The following is an 18147-nucleotide window of genomic DNA, read 5'->3' on the forward strand; positions in this document are numbered from 1 at the left end:
CAAATTCTAGTGGTCTTTCTCAAATCTTCCGATTCTATTACTCTTATTTTATTTGTCTCGTCTTTTGGACGAGACGGCTGTCAATTCAATATGTCTAGGAACGTGTTCTTACTTATTTATTCCGCTTTTCGTTTATCTCTCAAAGCGGGTGCAAAAGTAACTATTCTTTTTTATCTGGCAAGATATTTTTGAAGTTTTTTTTGAAAAATATTTTTTTTCAATTTCTTCTCATTTTCTTATCAGCCTATCAAGGAACGTTACGCGTTTTGCGGGGTGCAAAAATAACATCCGTTTTTAAATCTCACAAGCTTTTTTAAATCTTTTTTTGAAAATAAATTTTCTCTTTGATCATATTGCCTGCCAGTATTTTAAAGAACGTAATCGCCGTTGCGGGTGCAAAAGTAGCCCCTTTATTCGTTTCTGCAATGCCTTTTCTTAACTATTTTTTGTTTATTTTTTAATACATTGGTTTGGCGAGGGTTACAATGCGGATTCTTGAAGATTATTGAATCGGAACAAGTGATTTTGCAGAGTTATATCGGTTTTAGCCGGATTTTGGAGGTTTCTTTATGAATCCTGCACACTTTATGCCCCTGAAAAACCTATACCTAATATATACAGGAAAGATCACCCCTATGAAAAACCAATGCCCTAGCCCTGATCGAAGCGGAAATCCCTGCGGGCCGGGGTTCGGAACACAAGATTGAAACGAAGAGCAGGTGGAAGCTACTGATTATCACCACAAGAACTAATCAAATCGAATAGCTTTGACTGGAGAAATTTTTGTGACTATATAAGATGGTATTAATAACACCAGTCCACATATTATTACCGTAAGAAAATTCAACGCTAAGATATATCCTAAGTTAAGATACACTGGAGCTTGATTGACATAATAATTTTCGGGATTGAGTTTTATAATTCCGAAATGTTGCTGAACTAACAGCAAAGAAATTCCGATTCCATTACCCCAAACAAGACCTCTTACGATAAGATAAAAGGCATTGTAAAGGAATATTTTTCTAACTGACCAATTATTAGCTCCTAATGCTTTTAGAATCCCTATCATTTGAGTACGTTCCAGTATAAGCACCAACAAGGCTACTACCATATTTATAGTTGCCACAAGTATCATTACAACCAATATTACAATTATATTGAAATCGAAAAGCTGCAGCCACTCAAATATGTAACTGTATTTTTCAATAATTGTCTTAGTATCCAAAGTTGAAGATGTTTTTTCATATACCTGCTCTCCTGTTTCCTTTATTGTATTGAAATCTTTGACAAAAACCTCAAACGCTCCAATTTGATTTGGTCTCCATTTATTGATTCGCTGTATATGGCTAATATCTCCTATTATATATGTAGCATCAAATTGCTGGAATCCTGAATTAAAAACACCAGCTATTTTGAATCTTCGAACATTTGGCAATTGATTTTGATCTTCCTTAATAAAGAAGGTATTAAAAGAATCTCCAACTTTGAGCTGTAGCCGGTTAGCCAAAAACTGAGAAATCACAACTTCTTGGGTGTTTTTTAAAAAATTAGGCAATTCTCCAGAAACAAGATACTCTTTTATGTTCCCCCATTGATAATCATTACCTACTCCTTTAAAAATAATTCCTTCAAATGCAGTATCAGTTCTAATAATTCCAGATTTACTGGCTATTGCCTGAATATGGTTTACTTCTGGAACAGCATTAAATTTTGGATAAAAATCCTGATTCTTATCGATAGGTGATAATGTAATTTCAGATTGGTTATTATCATAGTTCGAAATTATAATATGCCCGTTGAAAGCCGCAATTTTTTCGCGGATTTTATTTTGCAAACCAATACCAGTCGCCACAGAAACTATCATCATAATCATACCTATAGCTATAGCCGATATAGCAATGTTAATTATTGGAGCCGATATGCTGCTTTTATAATCTTTGGCCGTAATAAGCCTTTTTGCAATAAAATATTCTAAATTCAAATTGATTTATTTTGAGGAACTAAACAAATATACGTAAAGTTTTATTTAAGGCCTTGTTAACCTTTTTTAGCGATTTGAATAACAATCGCCTTAACAAACTAGAATCTTAAAGTGGTAATTTCTTTTTCATTTCTTCGACAATATTGAATACCGCTGGACATATTGCAATATTTTTAAGTGTCAAATCAGTAATTTGCTGAAACTTCTTTCTGTCAGTATGTGGAAATTCCCGACACGCTTTCGGGCGAACATCATATATAAAACAAGTATTATCATTATCCAAAAAAGTACAAGGGACATTTTGCAACACATAATCCCTATCCTCATCTATACGTAAATATTGCTCAATAAATTGTTGTGGCTTTTGCCTCAAATGTTTTGAAATACGTTCAATATCCGCCAATGTAAACAACGGACCAGTAGTTTTACAGCAATTGGCACATTTTAAACAATCCGTTTTTTTGAATTCAGCATCGTGAATATCCTGCATTACATAATCCAAATTCTTAGGTGTTTTCTTTTTTAGCTTATCAAAATACTTTTTATTTTCGATATGCTTATCTTTGGCAAGTTTTCCTAATTCGTTTAAAGCTGGTTTCAATTTTTAAATGTTGGATGTTGAATTCGCAAAAGTAATAAACTTTAAACTCGGAAATTTAAACTTGAAACTAATTTTATGAAAGATCTTTTTGGAAAAGCAATACTTGACTACCAAACCAACAATAAACCTGAAGATTTAATAACCGAAACTTCTATTTCAGAAGAAGACGAAATGAGCGTTGCTTATCTGTTTCGAGGCTATACCGAGATGCCTAAAATAGAACAAAAAGCATTACAACTGGCCAAAGGAAAAGTTCTTGATGTGGGATGTGGAGCCGGAAGCCACAGTTTAACTTTACAAAACGACAGGCATCTTGATGTTACATCCATCGACATTTCGGAAAATGCAATTCAAACTTGTAAACTTCGCGGATTGAAGAATGCCAAAGTACAAGATTTGATGACTCTAGAAAATGACAAATTCGATACCATTATTATCCTAATGAATGGACCAGGAATTTGTGGTAAACTAAAAAACCTTTCAAAATTTCTTTTGAAATTAAAATCCCTGTTAAATGATGGAGGACAAATATTAATGGACAGCTCTGATATCATCTATATGTTTGATGAAGATGAAGATGGCGGAAAATGGATTCCAACAGAAAATGAATATTATGGAGAAACCATTTTCAGCATAACCTATAAAGGAGAAAAAGAAGAACCTCTGGACTGGTTATTTCTAGATTATAACACATTGCAAAACGCAGCTTTCGCAAATGGACTTCAATGCGAAATGCTTCTTGAAGGAGAACACTATGACTACTTAGCGAAACTTACAATCTAAAAACAAGGAAACCAAATGCAAAAAACATTTGGTTTCCTATAACAACGATTCTTTATATTTTAAATACTCAAATTAACCTTGACCAGCAATTTTAATAGGTACCTCATAAAGAACCCTAACTTTTTTTCCTCTAGTTTCGCCTGAAGTCCATCGAGGAGACTTACTGATAACTCTCTTTGCTTCAGCACCAGTGCCTCCGCCAAGATCTTTAACAACATTAACATTAGTTACCGTACCGTCAATTTCAATAATAAAAGCAACTTTTAAAGTCCCTCCACTACCATCATACTCAGGCATTTGATAGTTAGTGCTAATAAATGTCATGAATGCATTGTTTCCGCCAGGAAATTCCGGCCTCACTTCTACCTCTTCATAACTGTAAGGAGCATCATCAACAATAGTGGCAGTTACCTGTGCAGAAGCAAAATCCACAATAAACAAAGTAATTACAGAAAGTAAAATTCTTTTCATGGGCTAATTCAATTATATGTTTTTAAAAAAGTAGGTTTTGGTAAATGTATAAAAAAATACACTTATAAAAACAGATTGAATAAAAATAATAAAATAAAATTAACACATTGTCACAAAATTATATTTTAGAGTTAACAATTTAATCCAAAAAAAATTTGAAATATCAAAAAAACAATTTTTAACAAGAAAAAACATAGTGATTACTTTTCTAAAAAAAGACCAAACCATCTAATTTATAGACAAATAGAAAAGTAAGCAATCAAATCAAAAAAAACATTGCTAATTACCCGACTAGCATTTTGGCAATTAACAATATTTTCAAAAAAAACTATAATATAAACTAAAGTATATATTAAGGGATATTTAAGTATTTATGCGTTTGCAATGAAACGCGCCATTTGGGATTATTCATGACATATTCAACAATTAGAGGGGTCATTTCTTCCTTTTTGCTCCATTCTGGCTGCAGAAAAAGAATTGCGCCAGAATTAACCTTTTCAGCTTGTTCCTCGGCAAAAATAAAATCATGCTTATTATAAATAATCACCTTAAGTTCATTAGCATTATCATAAACTGTTTCTGTTGGCAATTTGTTTTTCTTTGGCGAAAGACAAATCCAATCCCAATTACCACTTAAAGGATAAGCTCCGGAAGTTTCAATATGAACTCTTAAATTATGGTCTTTTAATTTTTGAGTCAAAGGACTCATATCCCACATTAAAGGTTCACCCCCAGTAATAACTATCGTATCAGCATATTTAGCCGCATTCTCTACAATCAAATCGATTTTGGTTGGCGGATGTAGCTCTGCATTCCAACTTTCTTTAACATCACACCAATGACAACCAACATCACAACCTCCTATTCTAATAAAATAAGCAGCGGTACCTGTATGAAAACCTTCTCCTTGTATAGTATAAAACTCTTCCATTAACGGAAGCATAGTCCCTTTATTAACTTCTAATTGAACTTCTTTAGATAACATTATATAAATTTAGGCTACAAATATACGCAATTAAAAGAAACCTAAATAATAACCAAAAAACACAATCAAAATGAACAGGGAAACACCAATTAGGAATATAAAAAAAACGGCAACTATTTCTAATTGCCGTTTTAAAAAAAATATTTTTGATTATTTTAAAGATTTCAATGAATCTAAGGCATATTGATTCGCAGGATCAATAACCAATGTTTTATTAAAATATTCAATTGCTTTAGTTTTATCTGAATTTGCATAACTAGCTCCAGCAGTATTGTAGCTTTCAATTAATTTTTTAGCTACAGCAGGTTTTGCCAATTCTTCTGGTCCTTTTTCCGTAACAATATTTACGTAATCATTGTAATATTTTATTGTCATCTCATCATTTTCCAACAAACTGTTTGTTCTTGCTCTGTATAAATAAGCATCTTGAGTTTTAGGAGAAGCCTCAATTACGGCAGCATAAGCTAAATCAGCTCTTTGCAAAGCAATCGGATCTGGTTTCGCATCCTTTTTTGTATTATCAAAATATAAACTATTTCCTAAATAAAAGTTGTCCAAAACATAGTTTTTAGATTCTTTATTAGCAACAGCGATTTCATAAATAATTCCAGCCTGTTTGAATAATTTTAATTCGTATAATTTTTTCCCAATATCGCTAATATTCATAGCTAAACTATTAGCATCCATTTCTGATGATTTTTTCACATCAAGAATACCATTATCAAACAATGCAGCATCAAGATTTTTTCCATCTTCACCAATTGCTTTCTTAATTTTAGCAAAACCTAAAACTTGATAATCAAAAGCAATAACTTTATTCGTAGGATCTGAAATAAAACTTTCTAAAGATTTTATTGCGACATCATAATTTCCATTTTGATAAGCTGAAATCCCTAAATAGCGCAGAATTCTAGGATTAACCTTATCTAGTTCAACCATTTTATTTGCTTCAGCTTCTAACGCCTTATACTCACCAGCTAAAACCAAAAAGTCAGCATGACGCATTCTAGAGCTAACTGAATAATCTGTTAAACTCAAATATTTTTCATAATTAAGCAAGGCTTTTTCAATATAAACTCTATACTTAGAAGGTTCATTTCTACCCCATAAATAATACGTTTCAGCTAACTCACGATAAACTGGCCCATAATTTGCATTGATAGCAATAACTTCATCAAAGGCTTTTATTGCTTCTGTATAAGCTTTAGCGCCTTTCAGCAAAACACCTAACTGCATTTTTGCTCTAATCATTGTATTATCAATAGTATAAGCATTTCTATAAGCTGAGTAAGCTTCATTTTGATTTTTATCACCAAAATAAGCATTCCCTAACGCTAAATTTAATTGCGCATCTTGAGGATTAACTAATTTGGCCTTATTCAAATATTCTAATGCTTTTTTATAATCTGGATTGGTCGAAAATGTATAAGCACGACCTATAAAAATATACTCTTCAATATCTTTCTTTTTTAAATCTTTGGTTGCTAACGCAAATTTTTGTTCAGCTTCTGCTGCATTACCATTATCTAAATCTATTAGACCCAAACCAATATTATTTAGTCTTGCACCTTCTGAACCAGTAAGACCTTTTTGATAATAGATTTTTGCTGAATCTGCATTATTCTGCAATAAATAAACATTTCCTAAATAAAAAGCTGCAGTTCCATTAGTTGGTTTTGCTTGAATTATAGATTTTAATATGCTTTTTGCACTTTCAAATTGCTCAGCATCAATAGCTTTCTTTGCTTGATTAAGATCTTGCGCACGGCCTGTTGCCACAACTGCCAATAGAGCAATACTTAAAATTTTAATTTTATTCATCTTCATTAAATTAATTTATTTTATTTCTTTTCGATATTAGACTTACTTCGTATTATATTTAATTTTCTTGCGGGAATCTTATATGGCAACAAACCGGATTTTAAAATAATTCGTTGTCCTATATCGCCTGCAACGAACGAAGAAAGCCCCATTCCTAAACCGGCATACCCTTGGCAATTCACAATATATAAATCTCTCAATAAAGGATACGTCCCTTCGGCAAAATTACTTTGTGAAGGAGCATAATACCCTTCTCTATTTAAGCCCTTAACATTTAAAACATTTATATTCTTAATAACTGATTCCATTGCTGCAACAGGCTGAGACAGCCAATTTACTCCAACAACCCCAATCATTCCATCATTTTCTGAAACAAATTTTAAAACTTCATTATTAGTTTTAAAAGTGTAAATATCATTCTCTGACAAATTGTTCAATCCAGCTAAATTATTCATATAACTCACAGTGCTTGAATTTGGATTGTCAAAAACGATACCTTTTATTTTAGAGCTTCGTTCTCCTTTCATAAAACCAATTACATCTTTCAATGCAATTAATGTATCATTACTAGATTTATTAGAAACAAAAGCTATGCCATCAATAGCAAATTTAGTTATTTTAGGAACTATTTTTCTTTGTTCAAAAAGATTTAACTCTTTTTTTGATAAATTCCGAGCTAATACAACAATACTAGCCTTTTTGTTAAATAATGAATTTAAGACTTCAGATTCAGATTTAGAAATTAAAGTGAATTTTGCATCATATGAACCTTCAAACACCATAACTTCATCTTCAACAATAGGAGTAATTGTCTCATCGACATAAATAGTAGCTTTACCTTTTAAAATTGTTTCATCATTTAGAGCATTGTTTTCATCCTTTTTGCAATTAAAAAAGAAAAAAATAAAGGATCCAAAAATCAAATAAAAACTAAATCTGGACATAATTATTCTTTATTAGCATTATATACACGGAAAAATCTAATAATAGCATATGCAATTAATACAACGCCTAAAGCTATTCTATATTGCATTTGCATATCAAATGGAAATTTATCCCAAAAAATAACCATTATTCCTAAAAAGAAATAAGCTAAGAAAACCAATATGGTTATAACAAGAAGAAATCGCTCAATAAGCGATTTCTTCTTCAAATTGTTAAATAAATTATTTAACATTATTCTGCTGATTGAATAGTAATCGGAAGAGAGTATAAAACCCTAACTTTTTTACCATTTTGTTCACCTGGAAGCCATTTCGGACATTTATTCAAAACCCTGATTGCCTCTTTTCCAGTTCCATAACCAATATCTCTAATTACTTTGATATCCGTTAAAGATCCATCTTTTTCAACAACAAATGTAACGTAAACTTTTCCTTTAAGGCCTTCTTCTTCTGGAGCTTGATAATTTTTACCTACGAAAGCATAAAATTTTTCAATCCCTCCAGGGAATTCAGGTTTTTGCTCAATACCGGCTAAAGAGTGTACACTAGTATCCTCTGCAATAACTTCAACTACTGGTCCATTACCCACTTCTTCAACTGTAAGAGGAGCATCCGGATCTCCTTTGATAGTTTCTGCACCAGTTTTCTTGTCTTTGATATCATCCATTTTTGGCGGATCTTCAGTAACATCCTCTGCCTTAGCAACAACTGGTTTCACAAATTTAACCATGTCTTGTTTTGGCGGTGGTGGTGGTGGCGGTGCGAGATCTTTCGGCGCCTCAACTTTCTTCTTAGGAGGCATCTTCACGGTAACAATCTTTTTATCCATATCTTCTTCTTCCCCTCCCTTTGGCAAGTAACTTGCGATAAGAGGAGCGCTGATAGCTAGACTAAAAAGAACACTACCAATGATAAGAGCCCGTATAGAAGTCTTACGATTCGATTTTCTAAGTTCGTACGCACCATAAAGTTTATTACGCCCTTCGAAAACGATCTCAATCCATTGATTTTTTATTAAATCTAATTTCATTTTTTATAATTATTAGGTTATTAGTAAAAATTATTTTTTTACTTCTAACAATTTTACTTCTTCAGGTGTAAAGTCATTAACTATTGCATAAGAACCAGTCTTATTTACCCCAACAATTGCCATTTCATCCAAAACATCAACCAGATTACGATAGGTTGATTTTTTGCTCGGCTTGATAATTACAATCATTCCTTTCCCTGGTTCTCCTTTAGCAGTTGAATACTGCTTTACCTGTTCCATTCGAGTTATTAATTCTTTACGAATTCCATCTTTACCATAAGAAAAATCTTTAGGAGTAGCAATTGGACTTTCTAACATTCCCATATAACGCACCAATTTCCCATTTTCCCCAAGCAACAATGTTAATGTTTTATTTTCATCAACTTTAATTGGCTTTTCCTTGGTTTCATCTTTTTCTTTATCTGGCAACGTCAAATCCATGGATTGAGGTTTTGACAAAGTAGTAGTAAGCATAAAGAATGTGATTAACAAGAAAGCCAAATCCACCATGGCAGTTAAATCTACCTTAGAGTTTTGTTTTTTACTTCTTACTTTACCACTGCCTTTTTTGCCACCGCCACTGTCGGTATTTAATTCAGCCATTTTGTGTGTCTTTTTTAATTAAAAATTCTTTCCTCTTAAACCTGTAACCAAGTTAAAGCTATTGACCTTTTGATCTTGCAAAATATCCATTACTTGCTTAATTGCAGGATATTGCTCCTTCGCATCTCCTTTTATTGCAAAATTCAATTCTTTGTCATTAACCTCAATATTTGCTTTACGAGAATAAAGAACCCAATCCTTCAACTGGTTATCCAAAGAATCTTTAGGTATTCCAGGCTGTCCTGCTTTACTTCTATCTGCTGCTTTCATATTCAAAATTTCTTTTAAATTTTGAATTGGCACACCAAAACTTTCCATTAATCCAAATTCCTCAGATTCTTTTTCAGTAAAGGAAACATTATATTTATCCGACATAAATTCAAGTGCTTTTTTACGAACATCTTTTCCTTTTAGGTCAAAAAATACAACTGATTTTCCTTGTACCTTACCAATCGTCAACGTCGACAGATTATCTGCAGGCAATTTAGTTTGAACGGTAGATTGCGGAGTATCAACTGGTAATACTTCAGGTGTTTTAGCAGTGGCAGTCAAAATAAAGAACGTTAGCAAAAGAAACGCAACATCACACATCGCCGTCATATCGGTAGACGTGGACTTTTTTTTCATTTTTATTTTAGCCATTATGTATGTCTATTATTTTGATAAAAAAATATCAAAAATTAATTATTGTTTTAAACTACCTCTAAAATGTCTGTAAGTATTTACGATTGTAGTTCCAGCTTCATCGATTGAATAAGTTAAATCATCAATTTTTGAAGTAAAGAAATTGTAAGCAACAATTGCTGTAATAGAAGTAGAGATTCCTGTAGCCGTGTTAATCAAAGCTTCAGAAATACCAACAGCAAGAGCAGCTTGATCTGGAGTTCCAGCAGTAGCCAAAGCACCAAACGCTTTAATCATCCCAGATACAGTTCCTAATAATCCACCAAGTGTTCCTAAAGAAACTAAAGAAGAAATAATAGTCATGTTTTTCTCTAACATTGGCATTTCAAGAGCAGTAACCTCTTCGATTTCTTTATGTATAACTTCAGAAGCTTCTTCACTATTAAAACCTTCTTTTTTAACATCTTGATATTTAACTAATGCAGATTTAATTGCATTTGCAACAGAACCTTGTTGTTTATCACATGAAACAATCGCTCCTTCAATATCTCCTGATTTGATACTTACTTGGATTGCTTTCATAAATTTATCTAAATTTCCTTTACCTGCAGCTTTTGCGATAACAAAAAATCTTTCAATAGAGAAAACGATAACCATTAATAACATACCTAATAATACTGGTACTATAAATCCTCCTTTGTAAACTTGTCCTAATGTATTTAATGGGTGTCCTTTTTCCGTATCTCCACCTTCAAAATTCGATGGGTCTCCCATCACTTGAGACCAGACTAACCAACCTACAAAAATACATAATGCAATAATAATTCCTGAAACCATTCCTCCACCATTTGAAGTGCTTTCTTTTTTAACTTTAACGTTTGCCATTTTTTTAAATTTTAAATATTTATTTTAGTTTTAATAAACTTGTATAGGAGCAAATTTAATTTTTTAGTTGAAATAAAAAAACTTTTTTTTAAGTATTCTAACAATTTATTTTATTCTTAAAACAGTACTGTAAGGTTTTTTAAGAATAATTGAATATTTTTTTTAAAAAACCTTTCAAAATTATTAAAAAAACAAGACGTTTTAAGCATTCCGAATGTTTTTATTCAAAAAATAGCCTAATTAAAAAACTTACAATTCCTATCAAATCAATCTTTTTTTGTGATATTATTTATAAGAAACACTTGATTATTCMGTTTGAAGAATATTTAATATCTTGCAGTTGATTTCAAAAACTCCCTTAAAATGAGCAACAAAGAAAATTTTATTCAGTGCATAAATAATGGCTATTTATCCAAAGGTGAAAGCATTACACTTGGAGCCTCTATCCTAGATGGTGAAGTATTAGCAAACACTCCTGTAAAAATCCCATTAAAAACATTAAACAGACATGGATTGATAGCTGGCGCCACTGGAACCGGAAAAACAAAGACAATTCAAGTTCTCTCTGAACAGCTATCCTCTTTCGGCATTCCTGTTTTAATGATGGATATAAAAGGTGATTTTAGCGGTATTGCCAAAGAAGGAGAAGAAAAAGATTTCATAAAAGAACGGCATTCAAAACTAAATATCCCTTATGCTGTATCGGGTTTTCCTGTCGAATTAATGACACTTTCCAAACAGGAAGGCGTAAGGCTTCGATCTACAGTTTCAGAATTCGGACCTGTTCTTTTTTCCAGAATTTTAGATTTAAATGACACACAAGCCGGAGTTGTTTCGGTTATTTTTAAATATTGTGATGACAATAAAATGCCTCTGTTAGATTTAAAGGATATTAAAAAGGCCATTAATTACATAACAGAAGAGGGAAAAGACGAAATTGAAGAAAGTTACGGTAAGATATCTACTTCGACTACAGGAACTATTTTAAGAAAAATAATTGAACTGGAACAGCAAGGCGGTGATTTATTTTTTGGAGAATTATCTTTTGAAATTGATGATTTACTGCGTATTGATGAAAACGGAAAAGGTTACATTAATATTATCCGACTAACAGATATTCAAGATAAGCCTAAATTATTCTCCACTTTCATGCTGAGTTTATTAGCCGAAATATACCAGCAAATGCCTGAAAAAGGAGATGCAGACCAACCCGAATTGGTTATATTTATAGACGAAGCCCATTTGATTTTTAATGAAGCCAGCAAAACTTTATTGGAACAAATAGAAACCATAGTAAAGTTAATTCGCTCCAAAGGAATTGGTGTTTATTTTATTACTCAAAATCCAATGGATATCCCTAGTGGCGTTTTAGCACAACTCGGATTAAAAATACAGCATGCCCTAAGAGCTTTTACCGCCAATGACAGGCAAGCCATCAAACAATCGGCGGATAATTACCCCTCATCCGAATATTACAAAACAGATGAAGTATTGACCAGTTTAGGAATTGGAGAAGCCTTTGTAACTGCCTTAAACGAAAAAGGAATTCCAACTCCGCTTGTAGCTACAATGATGCGTGCGCCTATGAGCCGAATGGACATTTTAACGGATGCTGAAATTCAGGAAATTAACAATAAGTCAAAATTAGTTAAAAAATACAGTGAAGTGCTCGACCGCGAAAGTGCTTATGAGATGCTCACTAAAAAAATAGAATCTGCACAAGAACAAGCGATTGTTATTGAGGAAACAAAAAAAGTAAGTAATGAACCAAGCACTGCAAGTGTTGTCACAAAATCGGTTTTGAAGGTTGTTACCAGCGCAACTTTCATCAGAGGCGCATTTGGAATACTCTCTAAAATGTTCAAAAAATAAACCTCCACAGTTTTCAATATTAAAATAGCAACTATAATTACTATTTTTGGTTCAAAAACAAAACATGAAAGCATACGCTACTATAGGATTATTGCTGTTGTCGAATATTTTTATGACATTGGCTTGGTATGGGCATCTTAAATTCAAGGAATTAAAATGGTTTGAAAATGCAGGATTAATAACTGTCGTATTGATAAGCTGGGGCTTGGCATTATTTGAATATTTTTTTCAAGTTCCTGCCAACAGGATAGGCTATGAAGGCAATGGCGGGCCATTTTCTTTGTTACAGCTTAAGGTAATTCAAGAAGTAATCACATTAGTTATTTTTGTGTTGTTCTCCTTGCTTTTTTTCAAAAATGAAACTTTGAGATGGAATCATTTTATTGGTTTTATATGTTTAATTTTATCCGTTTATTTTATATTTAAAAAATAATTCACAATGAAAAAAGTCTTCAAATTATTGATTTTTATATTAATTCTGAATAGCTGTTCGCCAAAGTCAGAAACTAAAAATGCTGCGTATGTCAAATTACAAATTGTTAAAACCGAAAAAGACTTTGAAAAATTAGTAGCAGAAAAAGGATTGGCTGAAGGTTTTTATCAATTTGCAGATTCTAACGCAGTTATCAAAAGAGAACATGACACTTTAATTATCGGCAAGAATAATATTAAGAACTATTATTCAAATCCTAAATATCAAAATAAAACCGTAACATGGTCTCCTGATGCCGTAACTGTTTCCAATGCTGGCGACATGGCTTCGAGTTACGGCAAATATGTTTGGACTTCAAAAGATTCCTCTGGAAAAGCACAAACTTCAAAAGGCATTTTTCATACTGTCTGGAAGAAACAAAAAGACGGTTCTTGGAAATACATTTGGGATTAGATTAATTCTTTACAGGATAAAAGACCAGCTTTGTGGAAGACTGTATAATTTCTTTTTTATTCAATTTCATTTTTCTGAATTTTCCAGAATTATACAATTCAAACTGATCATTGTAATGCGTGCTAAATGGATTTCCGGATTGACCCGTTGGCAAAATCCCCCAACTATTTTCAATATCTGAAAAATCTATCACTCTTCTGCTTGAAGGCCCTCCTTTTACTTTATAAAAACCATCTTCAGCAAAATCAAAAAATTGATTATTTATCACTTCATTCGATCCTGAAACTTCAAAAGGCCCCACATTAAAAAAAGGTCTTAATAATGCTAATTTACCTATTGGGTGCTGATATTCTGCCGTGTGAACTTTTTCCCATTTCCAATCCGAAAGTGTACTGCCTAATTGTTTTTCTAAAGCTGTTACCGCTTCCTCAAATGACTTTGCCACTATTTCGTTTCTGGTTTCCTTCTTGTTTTTGGTCGTAATATCATCCCACCATGGTGAATTTTCACTAGAAATTTGCCTTGTGGTAATTTGCTTCATACAATGAGTCCCCAGAAACCGTTTAAACTTTTCATTCCCTAATTCGTCTTGAAAAGTATTCTTTAAATACAAATAAATCCATTTATTATAAATGACCGGAGCTGTATCAGTCAGATTATTAGTTCCTTTCCATGATTTTAAAACAAATATTGCTTCTTTTTCTATTTTGGAAAGTGATTTTAAATTTAAACTTGAAATCAGTTTTTTCACCATTTCAGGGGCAATTACAGATGTATTGTCATTAATCATTTCGCCAACTGAACCTTTATCCCAATTCGATTTTGAATCCAATAATTGTGTAATTCTTTTCGCTCTGTCTTCAGGAAGATAATATCCAGGATACACAAAACCATCAATTGCTTCCGGCTGATTATTTGCAGAATAAACATAGTTCCAACTTGGATTGACAGCTGAAGGATTTTTAGAAAAATCTAAATATTCAAGATCATCATCTTTACCATCGGATCCATTCAGTATGAAATTAGTATTTACATTATTCTTGTGCCTGTACAATTTTCCTGTTGCCCACCAGCCCACATTTCCTTTAGCATCACCATACATTACATTGAGTCCTGGCGCATGAATAAGTGCTGCGCCTTTTTCAAATTCGGAAACAGACTTAGAATGCGATAAAGCATAAATAGCCTCAATATTATGATTAGGATGCTGTGTATAAATCCAAGACATTGCAACTGGTTTATCGCTTTCCAAACCTACTAATAAATCATTCATAATAGGGCCGTGCTGACTTACTTTAATATTCAGAGCCACATCTGCTGAATCTTTTACTTTTATTATTTTCTTTCTGATTCCGTACTCTTGGAATCCGTTTTTAGTTTTATACTGATTACTGTTTTCCGGATTATTTTCTTCTTGGTAAAAATCCACATCATCGTTTTCAAACATCGTCAAACCATAAGCATATTCATGATTATGCCCCAACAAAGGAAACGGCGCGCCAGCCAAATAACAGCCATATAATTCGAAATCTGGAGTTACTATATGAGCTTCATACCAAGTGCCTGGCTGTGAGAATCCAATATGAGGATCATTGGCAAAAATCACTTTTTTATTTTTTGTTTTCGGTGGAGCAATAACCCAGCCGTTACTCCCTACAAAAGGAGCAACTGGCGATTCATCCAATAATGAAGCAATAGATTGTGAAATAGCCGCATACTCTTGTATATTTTGTTTTGCATTCTTGATTTGAGTCGTATTGAATTGTCCTTCTAAGCCAAAATCTTTTAAATAATCCATTCCAAATTTATTACGAATATCGGTAAGCAAAGGATCTGTTTTTTGAGCCATTGCAAAACTAAAAGACATGTAACCAAAAATATTATAGACATCTTGTACCGTAAATTTATCTTTTTTAATTCCTAATAACTGAAACTCAACAGGAGTTGATCCTTCTTCAATATACTGATTAATTCCATCGAGATACGCTATCATCAATTGATATGCCGGGCTATTTTTATCGAAGCCTGCAATTGCTTTTTGAGAAGCTTCTTCAATTCCTAAACCAACAAAAAAGGTATCATTCTTTAAAGCTACCGAACCAAATATTTCGGACAGCCTCCCAGGGACTATTCGTCTAAGCAGTTCCATTTGCCATAATCGATCCTGAGCATGTACATATCCCAAAGCCTCCATTGCATCTTTGGAATTTTCCGCATAAATGTGCGGCACACCAAATTCATCAAAATAAACAACAGTTTCCTTTTGAATACTTTTTAAATAAATTTCCCCTTCATATTTAGGCTTTTGATATCCTCTATATACTGCAAAGAAAATTAGTACCGCAATAAGCAAAAAAATAAATGCAAACAAGACCCGTTTTAATATTCTCATCAGAAGCAATTTTAAGACTTTCCCAAACTTATGTAAAAATCATTATATTTTATATCCATTTTCTAAAACATCTTAAAAAAAGAATCATTTTTTCTCATCAAATGCTGACAAATCATGATTTTGCCACTTTTAATATTATTGTTGAAATTTTAATTACAAAACAAAGAATGCTCATTCTAAAAATTAAAATCAACTATTTAAAATAAGATTTTCACAAGAAATTCTGCATGATTAAACAGCAGTTCCTTATATTTGTTTAAACAGAAAAAACATGAAGAGCATTTCGAAAGAAACCATTTCACAGATGGATAAGATTGAAAAATTAAATTTAATCAGTTCATGTACAGGTTATAAATCTGCCAATTTAATAGCTACAAAATCTATCGAAAACACAACTAATGTTGCTATTTTCAGCAGTGTTACCCATTTGGGAAACAGTCCATCATTAATCGGTTTCATTGTACGCCCAACCACTACTCCAAGAGACACTTATAAAAATATCATGGAAACCGGTTACTTCACCGTAAACCACATAACAATTGATATGATTGCTGACGCTCATCACACATCTGCCAATTATGAATATGGAATTTCTGAATTTGACAAAACCAATTTAGAAGAAGAGTATAAAGAAGGAATCAGTATCCCTTTTGTAAAAGGAAGCCCAGTACAGCTTTATTGCAAATTTGTGAATGAGTATAATATAAAAGAAAACGGAACTATACACCTCATAGCTTCCATCGAAAGTATTTTTTATGAAGAAGCATTAGAACATAAAGATGGCTGGCTGCAATTAGACAAAGGAAATGTTGTTGCCTTAAATGGCACTGACGGTTATTTTTTACCAAAACTAATTGACCGTTTTCAACAGGCTCTGCAAGACGTTCCGACAAAACCTTTCAGGAAAGACAAAGAATAAAAAAATATTAATAAAAAACGGGAACAGCATATCTAACTATTCCCGTTTTTTTATTTCTCTAATATTCCTTTTTTCAAAATCTGCCCAAAGTGAAACATATCTTCATAGGATGTATATAATGGAACTGGTGCCAATCGAATTACATTAGGCTCACGCCAATCAGTAATTACGCCATTTTTCATTAGATAATCAAAAAGCCTGCGCCCTTCTCCATGCAGAAAAACAGATAACTGACATGCTCTTTCGGAAGAATTAGCGGGTGTAATAACCTCAAAAGAACCTTGCACTTCTTTGCCGATTTCTTTCAGGATAAATTCTAAATATGACGTTATTTTATCTCTCTTTTCAATTAATTGATCCATCCCGATTTCTTCAAACATTTCAACAGACGCTAAATAAGGCGCTAAAGATAAAATAGGCAGATTACTTATTTGCCAGCCATCAGCTCCGTGAACAGGGTCAAAAACAGGCTCCATCTTGAAACGTCGTTCTTTGTTGTGTCCCCACCAACCGGCAAAACGGGGCAGTTCTTTATTATTGTGATGTTTTTCATGAACAAAACAGCCCGAAGCATTTCCTGGTCCGGAGTTCATGTATTTATAACTGCACCATGCGGCAAAATCAACATTCCAATCGTGCAGTTCTAATTTAATATTTCCTGCAGCGTGAGCCAAATCCCAACCCACATAAGCACCTTGTTTGTGACCAGCCTCCGTAATTGTTTTCATGTCAAAAACCTGGCCTGTATAATAATTTACACCGCCTATTAAAACTAGAGCCAACTCCTCTCCCACTTCTTCAATTGTTGCCAGAATGTCTTCCAATCGAATGTTATGTTCCCCATCACGGCGCTTAATCTCTACGATTGCATCTTCTGGTTTATAGCCGTGAAAATGCACTTGGCTCTGAAACATATATTGATCTGAAGGGAATGCTTTTTCTTCGCAAATGATTTTACAGCGTTTTGCAGCTGGTCTGTAGAATGACACCATCAATAAATGAAGATTCACTGTCAAAGTATTCATAACCGTGACTTCTGACGGCAATGCGCCCACTAATTTACTCAACGGATTAGCAAAACGTTCCTGATAGTCCCACCAAGGTTTTTCGGCATAAAAATGGCCTTCAACGGCTAAATTTGCCCAATCATTCATTATCTCATCAATATATTTTTTGGCTCTTTTAGGCTGTAATCCCAAAGAGTTACCTGTAAAATAAATTACTTTTTCATTGTTGACTTTTGGAAAAATAAATTCGTCTTKGTATTTATTTAAACAGTCTTCAGCATCTAATTTTTGGGCAAATTCCAGTGTGTTTTTGAAATCCATATTTTCATTATTTATGCTGTAA

At 32.8% G+C, this 18147-nt stretch carries 18 protein-coding genes; 5 read left to right on the forward strand and 13 right to left on the reverse strand.

Annotation, left to right across the window (positions count from 1 at the left end; all coding sequences use genetic code 11):
- Nucleotides 1-748 precede the first annotated feature (748 nt).
- Nucleotides 749-1981 carry an ABC transporter permease gene (locus AC1DVP_RS06595; RefSeq protein ID WP_477182706.1) on the reverse strand — a complete coding sequence of 411 codons (1233 nt, stop codon included), beginning with the start codon at nucleotides 1979-1981 and terminating at the stop codon, nucleotides 749-751.
- A gap of 106 nt (nucleotides 1982-2087) precedes the next feature.
- Nucleotides 2088-2582, reverse strand: a complete 495-nt coding sequence (locus AC1DVP_RS06600; protein ID WP_477182707.1) for a YkgJ family cysteine cluster protein — start codon at nucleotides 2580-2582, stop codon at nucleotides 2088-2090.
- Between the two features lie 75 nt (nucleotides 2583-2657).
- Between AC1DVP_RS06600 and AC1DVP_RS06605 the strand changes: the two genes are divergently transcribed.
- Nucleotides 2658-3365 carry a class I SAM-dependent methyltransferase gene (locus tag AC1DVP_RS06605; RefSeq protein WP_477182708.1) on the forward strand — a complete coding sequence of 236 codons (708 nt, stop codon included), beginning with the start codon at nucleotides 2658-2660 and terminating at the stop codon, nucleotides 3363-3365.
- Between the two features lie 72 nt (nucleotides 3366-3437).
- On the opposite strand, the gene AC1DVP_RS06610 is transcribed toward AC1DVP_RS06605, so the two are convergent.
- The 9 genes from AC1DVP_RS06610 to AC1DVP_RS06650 form a co-directional block, all read right to left on the reverse strand.
- On the reverse strand, nucleotides 3438-3836 hold the full coding sequence (locus tag AC1DVP_RS06610) for an energy transducer TonB (RefSeq protein ID WP_477182709.1): 399 nt from the start codon (nucleotides 3834-3836) through the stop codon (nucleotides 3438-3440).
- 352 nt (nucleotides 3837-4188) lie between these two features.
- Nucleotides 4189-4821, reverse strand: coding sequence for a 7-carboxy-7-deazaguanine synthase QueE (locus AC1DVP_RS06615; protein WP_477182710.1), 633 nt, complete (start codon nucleotides 4819-4821; stop codon nucleotides 4189-4191).
- Between the two features lie 150 nt (nucleotides 4822-4971).
- Nucleotides 4972-6642, reverse strand: coding sequence for a tetratricopeptide repeat protein (locus AC1DVP_RS06620; protein ID WP_477182711.1), 1671 nt, complete (start codon nucleotides 6640-6642; stop codon nucleotides 4972-4974).
- 20 nt (nucleotides 6643-6662) lie between these two features.
- Nucleotides 6663-7586 carry a PstS family phosphate ABC transporter substrate-binding protein gene (locus tag AC1DVP_RS06625; protein ID WP_477182712.1) on the reverse strand — a complete coding sequence of 308 codons (924 nt, stop codon included), beginning with the start codon at nucleotides 7584-7586 and terminating at the stop codon, nucleotides 6663-6665.
- Nucleotides 7587-7588: 2 nt separating this feature from the next.
- Nucleotides 7589-7819, reverse strand: a complete 231-nt coding sequence (locus AC1DVP_RS06630; protein WP_477182713.1) for a hypothetical protein — start codon at nucleotides 7817-7819, stop codon at nucleotides 7589-7591.
- Nucleotides 7819-8616 carry an energy transducer TonB gene (locus AC1DVP_RS06635; protein ID WP_477182714.1) on the reverse strand — a complete coding sequence of 266 codons (798 nt, stop codon included), beginning with the start codon at nucleotides 8614-8616 and terminating at the stop codon, nucleotides 7819-7821. The genes AC1DVP_RS06630 and AC1DVP_RS06635 overlap by 1 nt, the downstream gene beginning before the upstream one ends.
- A 30-nt stretch (nucleotides 8617-8646) precedes the next feature.
- Entirely contained in the window at nucleotides 8647-9219 is a 573-nt protein-coding gene (locus AC1DVP_RS06640) for an ExbD/TolR family protein (RefSeq protein ID WP_477182715.1), read from the reverse strand.
- 18 nt (nucleotides 9220-9237) lie between these two features.
- Nucleotides 9238-9861 (reverse strand): ExbD/TolR family protein, encoded by a 624-nt coding sequence (locus tag AC1DVP_RS06645; protein WP_477182716.1) that lies wholly within the window; start codon nucleotides 9859-9861, stop codon nucleotides 9238-9240.
- A gap of 42 nt (nucleotides 9862-9903) precedes the next feature.
- Nucleotides 9904-10728: a MotA/TolQ/ExbB proton channel family protein gene (locus tag AC1DVP_RS06650; protein WP_477182717.1), complete on the reverse strand. Its 825-nt coding sequence runs from the start codon at nucleotides 10726-10728 to the stop codon at nucleotides 9904-9906.
- A 363-nt stretch (nucleotides 10729-11091) separates the two neighbouring features.
- Here AC1DVP_RS06650 and AC1DVP_RS06655 point away from each other — a divergent pair, with 363 nt between their 5' ends.
- From AC1DVP_RS06655 to AC1DVP_RS06665, 3 genes are all read left to right on the forward strand, one after another.
- Nucleotides 11092-12600, forward strand: a complete 1509-nt coding sequence (locus tag AC1DVP_RS06655; protein WP_477182718.1) for a helicase HerA-like domain-containing protein — start codon at nucleotides 11092-11094, stop codon at nucleotides 12598-12600.
- Between the two features lie 64 nt (nucleotides 12601-12664).
- Nucleotides 12665-13033, forward strand: coding sequence for a DMT family protein (locus AC1DVP_RS06660; RefSeq protein ID WP_477182719.1), 369 nt, complete (start codon nucleotides 12665-12667; stop codon nucleotides 13031-13033).
- Between the two features lie 6 nt (nucleotides 13034-13039).
- On the forward strand, nucleotides 13040-13486 hold the full coding sequence (locus AC1DVP_RS06665) for a YybH family protein (protein ID WP_477182720.1): 447 nt from the start codon (nucleotides 13040-13042) through the stop codon (nucleotides 13484-13486).
- A 1-nt stretch (nucleotide 13487) separates the two neighbouring features.
- Here AC1DVP_RS06665 and AC1DVP_RS06670 read toward each other — a convergent pair whose 3' ends face one another.
- Nucleotides 13488-15878 (reverse strand): penicillin acylase family protein, encoded by a 2391-nt coding sequence (locus tag AC1DVP_RS06670; protein WP_477182721.1) that lies wholly within the window; start codon nucleotides 15876-15878, stop codon nucleotides 13488-13490.
- A 271-nt stretch (nucleotides 15879-16149) separates the two neighbouring features.
- On the opposite strand from AC1DVP_RS06670, the gene AC1DVP_RS06675 reads away from it, so the two are divergent.
- On the forward strand, nucleotides 16150-16797 hold the full coding sequence (locus AC1DVP_RS06675) for a flavin reductase family protein (protein ID WP_477182722.1): 648 nt from the start codon (nucleotides 16150-16152) through the stop codon (nucleotides 16795-16797).
- 50 nt (nucleotides 16798-16847) lie between these two features.
- Here the strand turns inward: AC1DVP_RS06675 and kynU are convergent, their stop codons facing one another.
- A complete protein-coding gene (gene kynU / locus AC1DVP_RS06680) occupies nucleotides 16848-18125 on the reverse strand; it encodes a kynureninase (protein WP_477182723.1) in 1278 nt (425 codons plus the stop codon).
- Nucleotides 18126-18147: the final 22 nt, after the last annotated feature.

Source organism: Flavobacterium sp. P3_A6, assembly GCF_056403035.1.